The 17,841-nt window shown below is 74.1% G+C and carries 12 protein-coding genes; 5 read left to right on the top strand and 7 right to left on the bottom strand.

Translation table 11 applies throughout. The features are described 5' to 3' along the window. Positions 1-37 precede the first annotated feature (37 nt). From rbfA to Sdi02f_RS12840, 4 genes are all read left to right on the top strand, one after another. A complete protein-coding gene (rbfA, locus tag Sdi02f_RS12825) occupies positions 38-520 on the top strand; it encodes a 30S ribosome-binding factor RbfA (protein ID WP_030404965.1) in 483 nt (160 codons plus the stop codon). Then, on the top strand, positions 517-1,422 hold the full coding sequence (truB, locus tag Sdi02f_RS12830; RefSeq protein WP_108933257.1) for a tRNA pseudouridine(55) synthase TruB: 906 nt from the start codon (positions 517-519) through the stop codon (positions 1,420-1,422). Before rbfA ends, truB begins: the two co-directional genes overlap by 4 nt. Before the next feature lie 260 nt (positions 1,423-1,682). After that, a complete protein-coding gene (locus tag Sdi02f_RS12835; RefSeq protein WP_108933258.1) occupies positions 1,683-5,696 on the top strand; it encodes a trypsin-like peptidase domain-containing protein in 4,014 nt (1,337 codons plus the stop codon). Between the two features lie 145 nt (positions 5,697-5,841). Continuing rightward, positions 5,842-6,798, top strand: coding sequence for a bifunctional riboflavin kinase/FAD synthetase (locus Sdi02f_RS12840; protein ID WP_030404962.1), 957 nt, complete (start codon positions 5,842-5,844; stop codon positions 6,796-6,798). Between the two features lie 21 nt (positions 6,799-6,819). Here Sdi02f_RS12840 and Sdi02f_RS12845 read toward each other — a convergent pair whose 3' ends face one another. The 7 genes from Sdi02f_RS12845 to Sdi02f_RS12875 all read right to left on the bottom strand — a co-directional run bounded on the left by Sdi02f_RS12845 (position 6,820) and on the right by Sdi02f_RS12875 (position 17,018). Further along, on the bottom strand, positions 6,820-7,851 hold the full coding sequence (locus Sdi02f_RS12845) for an ABC transporter ATP-binding protein (protein ID WP_108933259.1): 1,032 nt from the start codon (positions 7,849-7,851) through the stop codon (positions 6,820-6,822). Further along, a complete protein-coding gene (locus Sdi02f_RS12850; RefSeq protein WP_108933260.1) occupies positions 7,848-9,083 on the bottom strand; it encodes an ABC transporter ATP-binding protein in 1,236 nt (411 codons plus the stop codon). Before Sdi02f_RS12850 ends, Sdi02f_RS12845 begins: the two co-directional genes overlap by 4 nt. Beyond that, positions 9,080-10,012 (bottom strand): ABC transporter permease, encoded by a 933-nt coding sequence (locus Sdi02f_RS12855; RefSeq protein WP_030404959.1) that lies wholly within the window; start codon positions 10,010-10,012, stop codon positions 9,080-9,082. Before Sdi02f_RS12855 ends, Sdi02f_RS12850 begins: the two co-directional genes overlap by 4 nt. Then, complete coding sequence (locus Sdi02f_RS12860) at positions 10,009-11,061, bottom strand: ABC transporter permease (protein WP_030404958.1); 1,053 nt, start codon at positions 11,059-11,061, stop codon at positions 10,009-10,011. Before Sdi02f_RS12860 ends, Sdi02f_RS12855 begins: the two co-directional genes overlap by 4 nt. Further along, complete coding sequence (locus tag Sdi02f_RS12865) at positions 11,054-12,922, bottom strand: ABC transporter substrate-binding protein (RefSeq protein WP_108933261.1); 1,869 nt, start codon at positions 12,920-12,922, stop codon at positions 11,054-11,056. Before Sdi02f_RS12865 ends, Sdi02f_RS12860 begins: the two co-directional genes overlap by 8 nt. A gap of 313 nt (positions 12,923-13,235) precedes the next feature. Continuing rightward, complete coding sequence (locus Sdi02f_RS12870; protein WP_108933262.1) at positions 13,236-16,409, bottom strand: SCO5717 family growth-regulating ATPase; 3,174 nt, start codon at positions 16,407-16,409, stop codon at positions 13,236-13,238. A gap of 312 nt (positions 16,410-16,721) precedes the next feature. Then, complete coding sequence (locus Sdi02f_RS12875) at positions 16,722-17,018, bottom strand: DUF397 domain-containing protein (protein ID WP_030404955.1); 297 nt, start codon at positions 17,016-17,018, stop codon at positions 16,722-16,724. A gap of 284 nt (positions 17,019-17,302) precedes the next feature. Between Sdi02f_RS12875 and rpsO the strand changes: the two genes are divergently transcribed. Further along, on the top strand, positions 17,303-17,590 hold the full coding sequence (gene rpsO / locus Sdi02f_RS12880) for a 30S ribosomal protein S15 (protein ID WP_003973291.1): 288 nt from the start codon (positions 17,303-17,305) through the stop codon (positions 17,588-17,590). Positions 17,591-17,841: the final 251 nt, after the last annotated feature.

Below are 17,841 nucleotides of genomic sequence, written 5' to 3' on the forward strand. Positions count from 1 at the left end.
AGATCAGGCAAGAGAAGAAAGAACGGGAGACGGACCAGTGGCCGACAACGCGCGGGCGAAAAGGCTGGCGGACCTCATCCGAGAGGTGGTGGCCCAGAAGCTGCAGCGCGGGATCAAGGACCCGCGGCTCGGCTCGCACGTCACCATCACGGACACCCGGGTCACCGGTGACCTGCGGGAGGCGACCGTCTTCTACACGGTCTACGGGGACGAGGAGGAGCGCAAGGCCGCCTCGGCGGGCCTGGAGAGCGCCAAGGGCATCCTGCGCTCCGAGGTCGGCAAGGCGGCGGGCGTGAAGTTCACGCCGACCCTGACCTTCGTCATGGACGCCCTGCCGGACACCGCCCGCAACATCGAGGACCTCCTCGACCGGGCGCGCCAGTCCGACGAGAAGGTGCGCGAGGCGTCCGCGGGCGCCTCGTACGCCGGTGAGGCGGACCCGTACCGCAAGCCGGGCGAGGACGAGACCGATACCGAAGGCGCCGTCGAGGCCGACGAGACGGACGACACCGCTAAATGACCGAGAAGCACACCACGCCCGACGGCCTTGTCATCGTCGACAAGCCGTCGGGCTTCACTTCGCACGACGTCGTCGCCAAGATGCGGGGCATCGCCCGCACCCGGCGCGTCGGGCACGCCGGCACGCTCGACCCGATGGCGACGGGCGTCCTGGTCCTCGGGGTGGAGCGGGCGACCAAGCTCCTCGGGCACCTCGCCCTCACCGAGAAGGAGTACCTGGGCACCATCCGGCTCGGGCAGACGACGCTGACCGACGACGCCGAGGGCGAGATCACGGGGTCGCAGGACGCCTCGAAGGTCACCCGGGAGGCGATCGACGCCGGTGTCGCCAAGCTCAGCGGCGACATCATGCAGGTGCCGTCCAAGGTCAGCGCCATCAAGATCAAGGGCGTGCGCTCCTACAAGCGGGCGCGCGAGGGCGAGGACTTCGAGATCCCCGCCCGCCCCGTCACCGTCTCCTCCTTCGCGGTGTACGACGTCCGGGACGCCGTCGCCGAGGACGGCACCCCGGTGCTCGACCTGGTGGTCTCGGTGACCTGCTCCTCCGGCACCTACATCCGGGCCCTGGCCCGCGACCTGGGCGCCGGCCTCGGCGTCGGCGGGCACCTCACGGCGCTGCGCCGCACCCGCGTCGGACCGTACAAGCTGGACGGCGCCCGGACGCTGGACCAACTGCAGCAGGAACTGACCGTCATGCCCGTCGCGGACGCGGCGGCCGCCGCCTTCCCGCGCTGGGACGTGGACGCCAGGCGGGCCCGGTTGCTCACCAACGGCGTACGGCTGGAGATGCCCGAGGAGTACGCGGGCGCCGGGGCCGTGGCCGTCTTCGGCCCCGAGGGACGCCTCCTCGCCCTCGTGGAGGAACACCGGGGCAAGGCGAAGAGCCTGGCCGTCTTCGGCTGAGCCGGCCCGCCGTCGGGTCCGCCCGTGGAGCGGCGATCACGGGGACTGACACGGTCGCCGCTCCACGGGCCCCCCTCGGTTCCCCCTCGACTCAGGATGTATCCGACCGACCCCTTCTGTTCACCCGTCCGGACGGGCGCTCGGAGTGAACCGGGGGAGTGGAAGGGGGCGCTTTCGCCAGGAGATCTGTCCCGCTGATCATCACGCGCCTACCGTCGAACGCACAGCACGGTGCGGGTGTACGGCGGGGAGGTTCGGCGATGGCGTCGAGGAACCGGTCCCGGGGGGCGACGGGCGGCACGGAGGGGGAGCGGCCCGGGAGCCGCCCCCGGGAGACGCGGGGCGAGCCCGCGGTCCTCCGGGAGGATCCGGCGGGGCAGGCGCCCGACGCCGCCCTGATCCGCTTCCACGACCTCGCCGGCCGCCCCCGCGGCACCGGGTTCGCCGCCGACCACCACGGCACGGTGCTCACCAGTCACGAGGCCGTCGACGGCCTGTCCCGGCTCGTCCTGAGCACCGCCGGGGACCGTCGCCTCGTCGTGGCCGCCGCCGACGTGACGCCGCTGCCCGACCTCGGCCTGGCCCTCGTCCGCACCAGGGGCCTCGGCGTCGACCCGCTGCCCCTCACCACGCGGGACCGCGTCGAGGCCGGGACCTACGTCCGCATCGCCGCCGGCGGCTGGCGCGAGGCCCGGGTCCTGGGCGCCACCGACGTCACCTACGCCGCCACCGACCGTTTCCACCTCCTCGGCGACGCCCTGGAACTCGCCGTCGGCACGTCCGGGCGGGACGCCCTGCGACTGGGCGGCGGCGCGGCCGGCGGCCCGGTCCTGGACGTGACGACCGGCGCCGTCCTCGGCGTCCTCGGCACCGCCCTCAGCTCCGGCCACAGCGACGTCGGCTTCGCCGTACCGCTGCGCCCCGCGGCCACGGGCCCGCTCGCCGGCCTCCTCGCCGAGAACGCGGCGACGGTCCCGGCGTACGGGGCCGACCTCAACCTGGCCGGTGTGCTCGCCCTCACGGCGACCTCGGTCACGGAGGGGGACCCCGCCGCCGGTCCGGGCGGCGCGTCCGGCGCCGTCGAACCGGTCGAACGCGCGGCGACGGTCCGCGAGTTCGCCGCCTTCGCCGCGAGCCCCGCCTGCGTCCTCGGCCTGGTCGGCGCGCCGGGCAGCGGCCGGACGACCGAGCTGGCGGCCCTCGCCGCCCGCCGCTCCGCGGGCACGGAAGCGGCGCCCACGCTGTGGCTGCGCGGGGCCGACCTGCACGACGACGACATGTCGCTGGCCGACGCGGCCCGCCGGACGCTGGCCAGGGCGGCCCGCATCGTGGCCGCCTCGGACCCCGCCCGCCCCGCCGGCCTCGGCGACGTCGCGCCGGAACGCCTCGCCCACCTGGCCCGCACCTCCAGCCGGCCCCTCCTGGTCCTCCTCGACGGCCCCGAGGAGATGCCGCCCGTCCTGGCCCACCGCCTCCCCGAGTGGACCGAGGGCACGGCCACCTGGCTCCGGGAGACAGGAGCCCGGCTGGTGGTGGCCTGCCGCGCGGAGTACTGGGAGCACGCGGGGGCGGAGTTCCCGCGGGAGCTGTTGTACGGGTCGTACGGGTTGTACGGGTCCGACGCCGGGGCGCGGGGGCCGGCGCGGAATGCCGCCGGGGCGGGTGGCCGGGCGGCGAGGCCCGGGGGAGAGGGACGGCCGCCGGGGGCGGCCGGGAGTGTGCCGGGTGCCGGGGCGTCGGTGTCGGGCCCCTCGGCGGGGGAGTGGCCGGCCGGGGACGTGCCTGGGATCCGGGTGTCCCCGCCCGGGGCGGCCGGAGGTGCGCCGTCGTTCGGGGCGGTGGGCGGAGCATCGGTGACCGGTGCCTCGGGTGCCTCGTGGGCCTCGTGGGCAGAGTGGCCGGCCGGGGACGTGCCGGGGGGAATCCGGGGGGCGGTGCCCGAGATGTCCGGTATGTCGTGGGCGCTCGAAGCGCCCGGGGACGTGACGTCGGCCGGGGCCGTGGGCCGGGCGGTAGGGGACGGGACCGGCGGGGGAGCGTCGGCCCCCGGGGAGCGCGGCCGGGAGGCGTTCCCGCCGCTTACCGTCGGTGGGGCGGGGACGGAGCCGATGCCCGGCACGACCGCCGGGCTCCCGCCCTGCGTCCGCCTGCCCGACCTGCGCGGCGACGAGGCCCGCGAGGCGCGCGCACGGTACGGCGTGCCGGACGGCGTCCTGGCGGAACCGGATGCCGGGCACCCCCTCACCCTCCGCCTGCTCGCGGAGGTCCGCGCCGCCCTCCCCGGAGTCCCGGCCCCGGTCCCCGTCACCCGGGACGCGGTCTTCGCGGCGTACCTGGACCTGATGTGTCTGCGCGTCGCCACCCGCCTGGCCGGGGAGAACGGCCTGCACGGCACGCCCGTGCGACGCCTCGCGGCCAAGGTCTCCGGGCAGGTCCACGAGGCGGCCCGGCGCAGCCTCGGTCCCGGGCAGGGCGGACTGGACCGGGAGACCTTCGAGGCGCTGTTCCCGTGGGGACCGGCCCCTGCCCGGCTGGGCGGCGGCACCGGCTGGGCACCGGCCGTGCTCGCCGAGGGCCTCTTCGTCCCCGCGGGCCGCGGCTACCGCTTCGCCCACGAGGAGCTCGCCGACTGGATCCAGGGCACCCACCTGGATCTGGACGAGGCCCTGCGCGCCCTCGTCCACCGCCGCGACACCCCGCACGGCACCCGCACCCTCCCGGTCCCGCACCACCGCATCGGCTCCGTCGTCGAGGCGCTCCTGCTCCTCGCCCGTCAGCACGGCGTCCCCCAACTCGCCCTGACCCTCGAGGAGCTGGTGCACGCCCTCGACCTCGACCCGCACTCCTGGTGGGCCGCCCGGCTGCTCGCCGAGGTGCTCACGCGCCTGTCCGACGCGACGCCGTACACGGAGGTACTGCGGCTCCTGGCCGACACCGTCGCGGAACGGCGGGGGGAGGGCCGGCCGGCGCCCCAGGTCTTCGGGCCCGGGTTCTGGACGGCGCTGCGCGTGCCGGAGACCGTCCGCCTGGACCTGCTGCGCCGCCTGGTCCTCGCCGACGGGCCCCCGCACGAGCCGGGGCCGCGCCACCTCGACACGGTGGCCGGGCTGCTCACCGCGGACCCCGCGGCCGTACAACCGCTCCTCGTGCGGTGGTTCGACGACGAGCGGCCGCTGCCCGCCACTCCGCACGCCACCGTGGCGACGGCCGCGCAGGCGCTGCTGCACACCCACCGCCACCGCGGCCTGGACGGTCTCACCGAGGTCCTCGTCGACAGCGCGCACCGGCGCGCCGACGAACTGCTCGCCGTCCTCGCCGAGGAGGAGCCGTCGGCGCTGTGCCGCGCGGTGGAGCGGTGGGCGCGCGACGAGCGCCCGGCACGGCAGGCCGCGGCGGTCACCCACGGCCTGCGCACCGCCCCGCACGCGCGCACCGCCGCCGACCGCACCCTGCTCCGCCACGCCGCGCTGGTCCTGCTCGCCGGTCCCTCCGGCAGCCCTCTGCGGGGCGGCGCGCTCGCCCTGCTCGTCCAGGACCCGGGCTGCCGCGACCGCCACCTGCCCAGAGCCCTCGACCACTTCGCCGCCTGCGACCCCTACCTCCCGCCGAGCGCGGTGGCCACCGCCCTGCCGACCCACCCCGAACCGGTCCTGGAGGCCTTCCGGGCCCGCCTGCTCGGCCCGGACGCCGGTGAGGCGCTGCGCAGTCTCGCCGACGCCACCACGCCCGCGCTGGCGCACCGGGTGGCCGACCTCGTGGGGCGGGCCGTGGCGGAGCGCCCCGAGACCGCCGGGCACCTGGCCGCCTACGTCGACCGGCGCCTCGACCGGGACCCCGTGCCCCGCGCCGTGCTCCTCCCGCTGGCCACCCGCCTCCTGGACGCCGGTCCCGAGCCGGTGCGGGCCGCGCTGGCCGCCGTGCTCGCCGCCGACGGGACCACGGCCGGCGCCCCGTGGCGCCGCGCGCTGCGGGAGCACCTGTTCGCCCACGAGCACGAGCCCGCCGTCCTGGACGCCCTGCTGCACGCCGCCGCCCGGTGCGCCGGGGACGAACTGCGGGCCCTCGTCCACCGGACCGGGCTGCTCCTCGTCCGCACCCCCGACGGCGCCACCCGCTTCGACCGAGGACTGGTCGACCTGGCCCGCCACCTCCCGGGTTTCGCCACCCGCCTGACCGGCTGGCTCACCGACGCGCCCGAGGACTGGGCCGTGCTGGTGGGCCCGAGCACCCGCCGCACGATCGAGCACCTGGCGGGCGTCCGCGTCCCCGCCTGACCCGGTCCGCACGCGGAGTCGGGTGCACCCGGTCACAGCGCCGATGCCGATGCGGGCCGGAGCCGGAGGGCATGGCACCCTTAGACCTGCGTAAGGGTCACCACGGAAACCATGGACACCACGGAAGCACCGAGGAGCGGACACAGTGCAGCGCTGGCGTGGCTTGGAGGACATCCCCGAGGACTGGGGACGCAGCGTCGTCACCATCGGCTCCTACGACGGCGTTCACCGCGGGCACCAGCTCATCATCAGCCACGCCGTGGACCGCGCCCGGGCGCTGGGCGTCCCCGCCGTCGTCGTCACCTTCGACCCGCACCCCAGCGAGGTCGTCCGCCCCGGCAGCCACCCGCCGCTGCTCGCCCCGCACCACCGCCGGGCCGAACTGATGGCGGAGCTGGGCGTGGACGCGGTGCTGATCCTCCCGTTCACCAAGGAGTTCTCGAAGCTCTCCGCGGCCGACTTCGTGGTCAAGGTCCTGGTCGACCGGCTGCGCGCCAAGGCGGTCGTCGAGGGCCCCAACTTCCGCTTCGGCCACAAGGCCGCCGGCACCGTGGACTTCCTCGTCGACCAGGGCAAGGTCTACGACTTCGAGGTCGAGGTCGTCGACCTGTACGTCACCGGCGAAGCGGGCGGCGGCGAGCCGTTCTCCTCCACCCTGACCCGCCGCCTGGTCGCCGAGGGCGACGTGGCGGGCGCCGCCGAGATCCTGGGCCGTCCCCACCGCGTGGAGGGCGTGGTCGTGCGCGGCGCCCAGCGCGGCCGGGAGATGGGCTTCCCGACGGCCAACGTCGAGACCCTCCCGCACACCGCCATCCCGGCCGACGGCGTCTACGCCGGCTGGCTGCACGCGCAGGGCGAGGCGATGCCGGCCGCGATCTCCGTCGGCACCAACCCGCAGTTCGAGGGCACCGAGCGCACGGTCGAGGCATACGCCATCGACCGCGTGGACCTCGACCTGTACGGCCTGCACGTCGCCGTCGACTTCGTGGCCTTCGTGCGCGGACAGGCGAAGTTCGAGACCCTGGACGCGCTGCTGGCGCAGATGGCCGAGGACGTCGACCGGTGCCGTGAGATCACCGCGGCGGAGGCCGCCGGGTCCTGACGGCGCCCTTCGCCCTCGGAGTCAGCCCGGCCGGCCGGCCGCGGGCCGCCGCACCCGCGCCCAGTGGCAGGCGACCTGGGACTCGCCGCCGCCGCGCAGGATCTCCAGCTCCCCGTTCCGGCAGGCGTCCGCGACCCCGGCCCGTTCGGCCTCGCCGTCCGCCAGTACCGGGCAGCGGACGTGGAACCGGCAGCCGCCGGGGATGTACGACGGGTCCGGGGGCTCGCCGGTGAGCACCACCGGGGTGCCGGGCGCCTCCGGGAGCACGGACAGCAGGGCCCGCGTGTAGGGGTGCCGCGGGGCCGTCAGCACCTGCTCCACCGCGCCGGTCTCGACGATCCGGCCGAGGTACATCACCGCGACCCGGTCGGCGATGTTCCAGGCCAGCCCCAGGTCATGGGTCACCACCAGCGCGGCCAGCCCCAGTTCGGAGCGCAGCCGCAGCAGCAGCGCCAGGATCTCGCCGCGCACCGACGCGTCCAGGGAGGCCACCGGCTCGTCGGCGACGAGGAGTTCCGGCTGCAGGACCAGCGCGCCCGCGATGACGACCCGCTGGCGCTGACCGCCGGACAGCTCGTGCGGGTAGCGCAGGAAGAACCGCTCCGGCGGCCGCAGTCCGGCGCGCGCCAGCGCCTCGGCGACCGCCGTCCGCTCGTCCCCGGCGTGACCGTGGATGCGCAGGCCCTCGGCGACGATGTCGTACACCGTGTGCCGCGGGTTCAGCGAGCCGCTCGGATCCTGGAGGACGAGCTGGGCCCGCCTGCGGTACGCCTTGAGCGCCCGGGCGGAGTACGCGAGGGGAGCGCCGTCGAAGGCCACGCGCCCCCCGGTCGGCCTGACGAGGCCGAGCAGCGCACGGGCGAGGGTCGTCTTCCCGCAGCCCGACTCGCCGACCAGCGCGACGATCTCGCCGCGCCGGATGTCGAGGTCCACCCCGTCCACGGCCCGCGCGTCGGCAGCCCCGCGCCACCCGGGGAACGTGACGTGCAGCCCCTGCACGCTCAGCAACGGGGGAGCGCTACCGGTGGTGCCGCTGGGCGTGCCGCTGCTCATGAGGTACTGCTCCTCACTCCGTCGTCCTGCGCGGACGCGCCTTCGCCCGCACGCTCGCCGTCGTCCTGCGCCTCGGCATCCGCCTGGCCTCCGGCCGTTCCGGGTGCCCGGTCAGCGGTGGCTTCGGCATCCGCCCGGCCCCCGGCCGTTCCGGGTGCCCCGTCACCGGCGGGCTCGCCGCCCTCGCCGGGAGCCCCGTCGCCGACGGCGGTGCCGTCCCCGGCGGGGCGGTGGCCGCCCGGGACGGCACCGGTCCGGGTCTCGCCAGGCGTACCGTCGCCCGCCGCCCCCACGTGCACGCACGCCGCCCGGTGCCGTGGGCCCGTCCGCCGCAAGGGCTGGTCCTCCGTGGCGCACAGGTCCAGCGCGACCGGGCAGCGCGGGTGGAACGCGCACCCGGGCGGCACCGCGGACGGGTCGGGAGGGTCGCCCGGAAGGCCGCGCGGGGCGAACCGCGAGGCGGGGTCGCCGATCTTGGGGAACGCCCCCGACAGGGCCCGGCCGTAGGGGTGCCGGGCGTCGTCGTAGACCTGTCGGGCCGGGCCCTCCTCGACCACGCGGCCCGCGTACATCACCGCGAGCCGGTCGCAGGTGTCGGCCAGCACCGCGAGGTCGTGGCTGATCATGATCAGGCCGACGTCCTGCGCGCCCACCAGGCCCTCGATCAGCCGCAGGATCTGCGCCTGGATCATCACGTCGAGCGCCGTGGTCGGTTCGTCGGCGACGATCAGACGCGGGTCGCAGGCCAGCGCCATCGCGATCATCACCCGCTGGCGCTGGCCGCCGGACAACTCGTGCGGGTAGGCCCGCGCCCGCGCGCCCGGCAGTCCCACCTGCTCCAGCAGCTCCCCGACCTTCCTGCGCGCACCGGCCGCCGTGGCCCTGCGGTGCAGCAGGATCGGCTCGGCGATCTGGTCGCCGACGCGGTGAACGGCGTTCAGCGAGTGCATCGCGCCCTGGAAGACGATCGACGCCCCCGCCCACCGCACCGCCCGCAGACGGCCCCACTTCATCGCGAGCACGTCCTCGCCGTCCAGCAGGATCTCCCCGCCGACCCGCGCCCCGGGCGGCAGCAGCCGCAGCAGAGCCAGGGCCAGCGTGGACTTGCCGCAGCCCGACTCGCCCGCGACGCCGAGCTTCTCGCCCGCGTCCAGCACCAGGTCGACCCCGCGCACGGCGGCCGCATCGCCGGGATACGTCACCTCCAGACCCCGCACCTCGAGCAGACTCAACGGGACACCCCCAGCCTGGGATTGAGCACGGCCTCCATCGCACGCCCGCACAGCGTGAACGCCAGCGCCACCACCGCGATCCCGATGCCCGGCGGCACCAGGTACCACCAGTCGCCGGCACTCACCGAGCCCGCCTCCCGCGCGTCCTGCAGCAGCCCGCCCCAGGACACCACCATCGGATCCCCGAGCCCGAGGAAGGCCAGGGTCGCCTCGGCCAGGATCGCCGAGGAGATGATCAGGGTGGTCTGGGCCAGGATCAGCGGCATGACGTTGGGCAGCACGTGCCGCGACATGATGTGCCAGTGCCCGCCCCCGAGTGCCTTCGCACGCTCGATGTACGGCCGGGACTCCACCGCCAGCGTCTGTGCCCGCACCAGGCGCGCCGTCGTGGGCCAGGTGGTCACGCCGATCGCGAGCACGATCGTGCCGAGCGACCGGGACAGCACCGTCGCCAGCACGATCGCGAGCACCAGCGTCGGCATCACCAGGAACCAGTCCGTGATCCGCATCATCACCGTGGCGTACCAGCCGCGGAAGTGCCCGGCCGTGATCCCGATGAGCGCGCCGATCAGCACCGACAGCGCCGCCGCCAGCAGCCCGACGAGCAGCGAGACCCGCGAGCCCCAGACCAGCAGGCCCAGCAGATCCCGCCCGAACTGGTCGGTGCCCAGCGGGAACCGGCCGCTCGGGCTCTCCAGCGGCTGCCCGGGCGCGTCGGTCACGCTGTCCACGTCCGACCCGACGGTCAGCGGCGCGGTGAGCGCCACCAGCACGAACAGCACCAGCGCGGCCAGCCCGAACACCCCCGCGCGATGCTTGCGGTACTCCTTCCAGAAGCGCGCCACGGAGGCGCGGCGACGCCGCCGGGCGAGGGCGCGCGGACCCGGCCCACCCGGCTTCACTGAAGGCTCGGCGGTCTCGGCGGTCATCGGCCCACCCTCGGATCGAGCATCGGATACAACAGGTCGGCCAGCGTGTTCATGAGGATCACCGCGGCGGCGAAGACGAAGAACAACCCCTGCACCAACGGGAGATCGGGCACGCTCAGCGCCTGGTAGAACAGCCCGCCGAGACCCGGCCACGAGAAGACCGTCTCGACGAGGACGACACCCGCCACCGTCCGCCCGAGATTGACGAAGACCAGCGTCACCGTCGGCAGCAGCGCGTTGGGCACCGCGTGCCGGCGCCGTACCAGGTCGTCCCTGAGCCCCTTGGCCCGCGCGGTGGTCAGGTAGTCGCCGCCCATCTCGTCCAGCAGCGCCGACCGGGTGACCAGCAGCGTCTGCCCGTACTCCACGGCGACCAGCGTCACCACCGGCAGGACGAGGTGGTGCGCCACGTCGAGCACATGGGCCAGGCCCTCCTCCCGGCCCGACTCCATCCCGCCGGTCGGGAACAGACCCGGGACCGGATCCACGCCCACCGACAGCACGACGATGAGCAGCAGCCCCAGCCAGAAGGAGGGAATGGAGTAAAGGGTCAGCGCCAGGCCGGTGTTGAGCCGGTCGCCGAGCCCGCCGTGCCGCCACGCCGACCGGGTGCCGAGGAAGGCACCCAGCGCGGTGTACAGCACGAAGGCGGTGCCGGTCAGCAGCAGCGTGTTCGGCAGCGCCTCGGTGATCTTGTCGACGACGGGCGCGTGGAACTGGTACGACGTGCCGAGATCCCCGCTCAGCGCCTTACCGCAGTAGTCCGTGAACTGTTGCCACAACGGCAGGTCGAGTCCGAACTCTTCTCGGTAGGTGGCCAGTTGCTCGGCGGAGACCGGGCGGCCACCGGTCATGAACTTCACCGGGTCGCCGGGTATCAGCCGGAAGAGGAAGAAGCTCGTGACCAGGACGGCGAACAGGGAGACGGCCGCGCCCGCCAGCTTGCCCGCCACGTACCTCGGGTACCCGCTGCGGGAGCGGCCCCGCGGTGCCTCGGCCGGCCGCTTGCCGAGGGCCGAGACGCTCGCGGGGCCGGCCGCGCTACTCACGGTCGTCGGCCGTCGCACGCCGGCGGACGGTGAAGAGCACGCCGAGGCCGACGAGGACGACGACGCCCGCGACGATCCCGATCACGGTCCCGGTCGACGACGAACTCCCCGAGGAGTCACCGGAGTCCGCCGGCACCGCCGACCACCAGCTCCAGTAGCCGTCCTGCCCGTAGATGTTGCCCGCGGCGGACGGCATCGTCGTGATCGACCCGATCTGGTCCGTGCGGTAGGCCTCGACCGCGTTCGGGTAGGCCATGACGTTCATGTACCCGGTGTCGTACAGCCGGGACTGCAGCCGCTTGACGATCTCCGCGCGCTTGCCGGGGTCGTACTCGGCCAACTGCTGTGCGTACAGCTCGTCGTACTGCTTGTCGCAGATGAAGTTGTCGGTGCCCCCGGTGTCCTTCGGCGTCGCCGGGAGCGCGTCGCAGGTGTGGATGGAGAGCGCGAAGTCCGGGTCGGGGTTGACGGACCAGCCGTCGAAGGCGAGGTCGTACTTGCCGGCCAGCCACGGGTCGGTCACGTTGTCCAGGCAGTCGAGGGTGACCGAGATGCCCAGCTCGCCCCACCACTCCTGGAGGTACTTGCCGACCGCCTTGTCGTTCGGATCGGTGGCGTGGCACAGGACGCGGTAGTCCAGCGGCTTGCCGTCCTTGCCCAGGCGCTTGCCGTCGGCGTTCTTCCGGTATCCCGCCTCGTCGAGCAGCTTGGCGGCCGCTGCCGGGTCGTGGGCGAGCTTCTGGCCGGCCGACGGCTCGAAGAAGTACGAGGAGAAGCGCGGCGGGACGTACCCCGACCCCTCGACCGCATGGCCCCGGAAGACCTTGTCGACGATCGCCTTGCGGTCCACCGCCATGAACAGCGCGTGGCGCACCCGCTGGTCCAGCAGGGAGGGGTCGCCGTCACCGAACTTCGTGCCGTCCTTCGCCCGCGCGCCCGGATTGGTGGCGAGGGCGTAGAAACGGCGGCCGGGGGCGTCGTTGACGCGGATGTTCTCCTGGCCCTTCAGCGAGTCGGCCTGGGCCGGTGTCAGCGACGGCGACCCGGCGACGAAGGACACCTCGCCCTTGCGCAGCGCGGCGACGGCGGCGTCCTGGTCCTTGTAGTACCGGAAGACCAGTTCGTCGAACTTCGGCGCGCCCCGCCAGAAGTCCTTGTTGGCCTTCAGCCGCACATAGCTGTCCGGCTTGTAGTCGGTGAGCACGAACGGCCCGTTGCCGACGACCGGGAAGTCCTTGTCGTTGTTGAACTCAGAGAAGTCGTCGACCTTCTCCCACACGTGCTTGGGCACGATCGGCACGTCCAGCGCCGTCATCGTGGCCTGCGGCTTCTTCAGCCGGATCACCAACCGGGTCGGGCTGGGCGCGGTGACCTCCGCGAAGTTGCCGACGAAGCTGCCGTTGGCGGTGGCGGCACCCTGGTCGGTCATCATCTTGTTGAACGTCCACGCCGCGTCCTCGGCGGTGGCCTGCTCGCCGTCCGACCACGTGGAGTCGGAGCGGATCGTGTAGGTCCACGTCAGCTTGTCCGGAGAGGACTTCCACTCGGTGGCGAGCCCGGGTATGACGTGGTTGTCCTTGGCGTCGTAGTTGGTCAGGTACTCGTACGTCAGCCGGTGGATGCTCGTGCTGAGCAGCCGTACGGCCAGGAAGGGGCTGAGCGAGTCCACGCTCTGCGCCACCGCGACGGTGAGCACCTTGTCGCCGCCGTCTCCGTCCTTCGTGGCGGCCGCCGAGGCCGCCGAGGGGGCGACCGTCCCGGACGCGAGGAGGAGTGCGCCGGCGCCTGCTGCCGCGAGGAGGCGGGTTCTCCAGGGCCGGTGACCGGTCCGTCCGTTGTCGTGCTGGTCCTTTGTGTTCATGACTACCTGACCTCGCGTCATCGCACACGCGGACGCCGGGCGTCCTCGTGCGGGGCGGGCTCGAACGGTGGTGAACGCGGAATGAAGTGTGTGTCTACCAGCGGCAGTCTGCGCGCGTCAACGGTGTGTCAAACCCCATGTGGCCTGCGGGAACGCCCAGTTGGCCAAGGTGTGACCCTCATTGGCACAGACCACTGGTGCCTTCCTGGTGAGAGAGTGACGGCAGGGACGGACGTTGTCGTTCGCCCAGGCTCGAACATGCTTGAAGGCCCGCACCGTCGAGGACGGTGCGGGCCTTCAAGGGTGGACGGAGCTACTGCTGCGGCGGGGGAGGGGGCGTCTGCCCGGGTTGCCCCGGCTGTCCCTGCGGGTATCCGTAACCCGGCTGGGGGTAGGGCTGCTGACCGTACCCCGGCTGCGGCGGGTACGGCTGCCCCGGCGCAGGCTGCCCCGGCTGCGGTTGCGGCTGCTGCGGGTACGGCTGTCCCGGCACTGGTTGGCCGGGCACCGGCTGGCCCGGCATCTGCTGGCCGGGCATGGGCGGGGCGGCGACCGGCGGCGGGTTGCCGTCGGACGTCCACAGACCGTGCGACTGCTGGTGGCGGACGAAGTCCTCGGCGACCATCGCCGCGAGGTTGAAGTACGCCTCCCGCACCTTCGGCCGCATCATGTCGAGGTCGACCTCGGCACCGGCCGCCAGGTGCTCGTCGAACGGCACCACGACCACGCCACGGCACCGGGTCTGGAAGTGCCCGACGATGTCCTCCACCTTGATCATCTTGCCTGTCTCGCGGACCCCCGAGATGACGGTGAGAGACCGGGAGACGAGGTCGGCGTACCCGTGCGCCGACAGCCAGTCCAGCGTCGTACTGGCGCTGCTGGCACCGTCGACGGACGGGGTGGAGATGATGATGAGCTGGTCGGCGAGGTCGAGCACACCGCGCATGGCGCTGTAGAGGAGACCGGTGCCCGAGTCGGTGAGGATGATCGGGTACTGCTGCCCCAGCACGTCGATCGCGCGCCGGTAGTCCTCGTCGTTGAAGGTCGTCGACACGGCCGGGTCGACGTCGTTGGCGATGATCTCCAGACCGGAAGAGGCCTGCGAGGTGAACCGCCGGATGTCCATGTACGAGTTGAGGTACGGGATCGCCTGGACGAGGTCACGGATGGTGGCCCCGGTCTCCCGTCGCACCCGGCGGCCGAGCGTCCCGGCGTCCGGGTTGGCGTCGATCGCGAGGATCTTGTCCTGCCGCTCGGTGGCGAGCGTGGAACCGAGCGCGGTGGTCGTGGTCGTCTTGCCGACGCCGCCCTTGAGGCTGATCACGGCGATGCGGTAGCAGGACAACACCGGGGTGCGGATCAGGTCCAGCTTCCGCTGCCGCTCGGCCTCCTCCTTCTTCCCGCCCAGCTTGAAGCGCGAACCGCCGGCCGCCGGACGGCTGCTCTTCGCCTTCTGCCGCTTGTTGTTGAGCAGCCGGTCCGAGGACAGCTCCACGGCCGCCGTGTAACCGAGCGGCGCGGCCCCCGGGTTGGTGGGCTGCCGCTGGTCGTGCTGCATGGGCTGCGGCCAGGCGGCCCCGACCCGGGGATCGGCGGGCTGCGGCGCCTGCGGCGGGTGGGGCTGCTGCGGCTGGTGGGGCTGGGGCGGGTACTCGGGCTGCTGCTGCCCGGGCTGCTGTATCGGCTGGTGGGCCGGGGGTGCTTGGGGGGCCGCCTGGGGCGAGCCGGGTGCCTGGCCGGGCTGGCCGGGATGTCCGGGCTGGGCCGGAGGAGCCTGCTGCGGCTGCTGCGGTGCCGGCTGGGCCTGCTGCGGCACGCCCGGGTACGGCTGCTGCGGTGCCGGTCCGTGCGGTGCCTGGGGGAAGCCGTACCCGCCGGGCTGGGCGGGGGAGTGCGGCTGGGCCGGGGGCTGCGGCTGGGGCTGGGCACCGGACTGGGGGAAGCCGTAACCGGTTCCCGGGGCCGGCGGAGCGGACGCCGCTGCGGGCTGGTTCCACGCGGCGGGCGCCGGCTGCGGGGCCTGCGGCTGGAAGGGAGGCTGCGGGGCCGGGACCGCCGGCTGCTCGGGAGCGGCGGGGGCGGGCTGCGGCTGCGCGGGCCACTGCTGGGCCGGCGCGGGCGCGACCGGCGGGTAGGACGGGGGCAGCGGCGGCATCCCGCCCGGCGTCGGCGCCGGGGGCGGTGCGTCCTGCGGAACGGCGTCCTGAGGCGCGCTGTCGGCCGGCGGCACGGCGCCGGAGGGCACCGCGTCCTCGGGCTCGTCCTTCGCCGGAAGGCTGTCCGCGGGCTCGGGGGCCGATTCGGGCTCGGGATCGGGGTCGGGGTCGCGTACGACGGTCAGCGCGACCGGCTCCGGCTCCGGTTCTGGTTCCGGCTCGGCGTCCCGGACCGGCCCGTCGGGACGGAGGCCGTCCACGTCGCCGTCCCCGGCACCGGGAACCTCGTCGGCAGCGTCGTCGGAGTCGGAGACCTTCTCGGAAACGGCCTCGGTGTCGTCGTCGTCCGCCCCGGTGGACACCGGACCGTCGGTGCTCTCGGCCCCGGGGGCGTCGTCGGCCGGCCCGGACACCTCGTCCGGAGCCTTCTCGGCTGCGCCGGAACCGGTGGCCGGCTCCTCCTCGGCGGTGTCCTCCGCGGCAGCCCGTTCGGCGATCTGACGCTTGAGAGCGAGCGCGGAGAAGCGCATGGTGGCGCCGCTTTCGAGGTCGCCGTTGCCGAAGTCCTCCGAACCCCCCGAGCCGGCCCCGGGCTCGGCGACCGCCTCGGGCTCCTCGGCCGGCGGCGGCGGAGCGGGAGCCTGGAGCTGGAACCCACCGGCCGGAAACGAAGGCAGGGCCGTGGGGGACGCGAGATCCGCGGCAGGCGCCGGGTCGGTCTCCGGCTCGGGCTCCGGCGTCCGGTCCTCCGGCTCGGCTTCGGACGCGGGCGGCGCCGACGGCTGCGGCGCGGGCGGCTGAGGCTGCGGCTCGAACCCGCTGCCCACCGGCAGCCGGGGCACCCCGACCGGACCCGCGCTCGGCGGCGCGGGCGGCGTGAACGGCGCACCCGGCCCCGGCGGCGGAGGCGGCGTGAAGGCGGCGCCCGGAGCGGGAGCCGGTGGCGGCGGCGTGAACGGTGCCCCCGGAGCGGGAGCCAGAGCGGAGGAAGCCCCGTGGGGCGTCGCGTGCGGCGGCGGAGTCAGGCCGGGCAGCGGCGGAACGGGCCCACGAGGTGCAGCCGGACCAGCCGGACCAGCCGGACCAGTCGCAGCAGCCGGCCCGGAAGGGGAGGAATCGGCGGGCGAACCGGAAGACGACCCGGCTCCCTCTTCGTCCTCCCCCTCTTCCTGGTCCTGCGCACCGCCCCCGGACGCGTTCTGCGTGTACCAGGCGGGCGGCGCGTAGTCGATGGTGAACTCGCCGGTCGTCTCGACGGAGGACTCCGCGTCGGGCTGGTCATCGCCGGGTGAAGCCCAGCCCCCGCGGATCCCGTCCCGATCGCTGCTCACAGTTCCTCCTGGTGTGGTCGAGCACCCTCAAGCCGTGCTGGGGCGACCCTTGCTCGTCGTCCGAAGTTGTCCGAGGTCGTCCGATCCACCGGTTCTCCCCCTGTGACGCCGACGCCCGCTCACGGGTTCCGGGCGTCGCGCCCGACACCAGCCTAATCACCACGCCCCGCGCCCCGGCAGCCCCCGCCCTCCCCCGGAGACCCGCCCGTGCGACACGGGCGGGCGGGTGCGGAGCCGTGACAGCGACGGGCCCGGGGGACACCTCCTCCTCGGCGTCGAGGCCGCGGACGGTCCCGCCGGCACCCGGACGACCTACCCGGCTCCGTTCCCGCCTTCCCGCGGCGCCGGCTCCAGGTCGAACTCCCCGTCGCGCGCGCCCAGGACGAACGCCCGCCACTCCGCCTCCGTGTACCGCAGCACGGTGTCCGGGTCGAGGGAGGACCGCATGGCGACGGCGCCCTCCGGGAGGTAGGCGATCTCGACCCGTTCCTCATGGGCCTCGGTGCCGGGCGCGCTGTGCCACTCGACGCCGGAGATGTCGAGGGCGTAGAGCTCGTCCCGCTCCCGGTCCTTGCGTGCGCGGAGTTCCTTGTCCTCGGCATCGGCCATCGCGGCATGGGTCCTTCCTGCTGTGCCAACGAACTGTGCGGTCACCATACTTGTCCTCGTTCTTCCAGCTCAGCGGTTCACTCAGGGAGGCACCGGTACGGGGGACGGGCCGAGGCGTCCCTACGGGCTGGTAGGCTGTGTGACGGCCGTTTGTGTACGCGCCCCCGGAGCGGTGAGCCCTGGAGGTCGCGCCCAGCGGATCCCCGCCTTCCGAGTCGTGGAAGATCCCCCGAGACGTAGACCGGGGGCACTCGGTGGCCAGTCACAGACCAAGAGGAGTACGCGTGTCGCTCGACGCCGCAGTGAAGAAGCAGATCATCACCGAGTTCGGTACCAAGGAGGGCGACACCGGCTCCCCCGAGGTCCAGGTCGCTCTGCTGTCCCGTCGGATCTCCGACCTGACCGAGCACCTCAAGACCCACAAGCACGACCACCACTCCCGCCGTGGTCTGCTCATCCTGGTCGGCCAGCGCCGCCGGCTGCTGCAGTACCTCGCCAAGAAGGACATCCAGCGCTTCCGTGCGCTGGTCGAGCGCCTCGGCATCCGCCGCGGTGCGGCGGGCGCCCGATAGCACGCCGTGAAGGGAGCGGTTCCCAACGCAAGGGGGCCGCTCCCTTTGCTGTACGTGCGCGCTGTCGCCGCCCCTTTGTAGTGTGGTAACAGACAAGACGCACGACGTACGAACGAGGAGGAGCGGACCTCACGCCGCCGCCGGTCCTCGGTAGTGGCCCCCGGGGGCAGATCCCCGGGTGCTTCGATCGAAGACCGGCCCGCATTGCACGGAACGCTTCTCCGGCACCGTCCCCGCCGCCACACGGGCGG

The sequence above is a fragment of the Streptomyces ardesiacus genome, from assembly GCF_003112575.1.
Classification (GTDB): Bacteria; Actinomycetota; Actinomycetes; order Streptomycetales; family Streptomycetaceae; genus Streptomyces; species Streptomyces ardesiacus.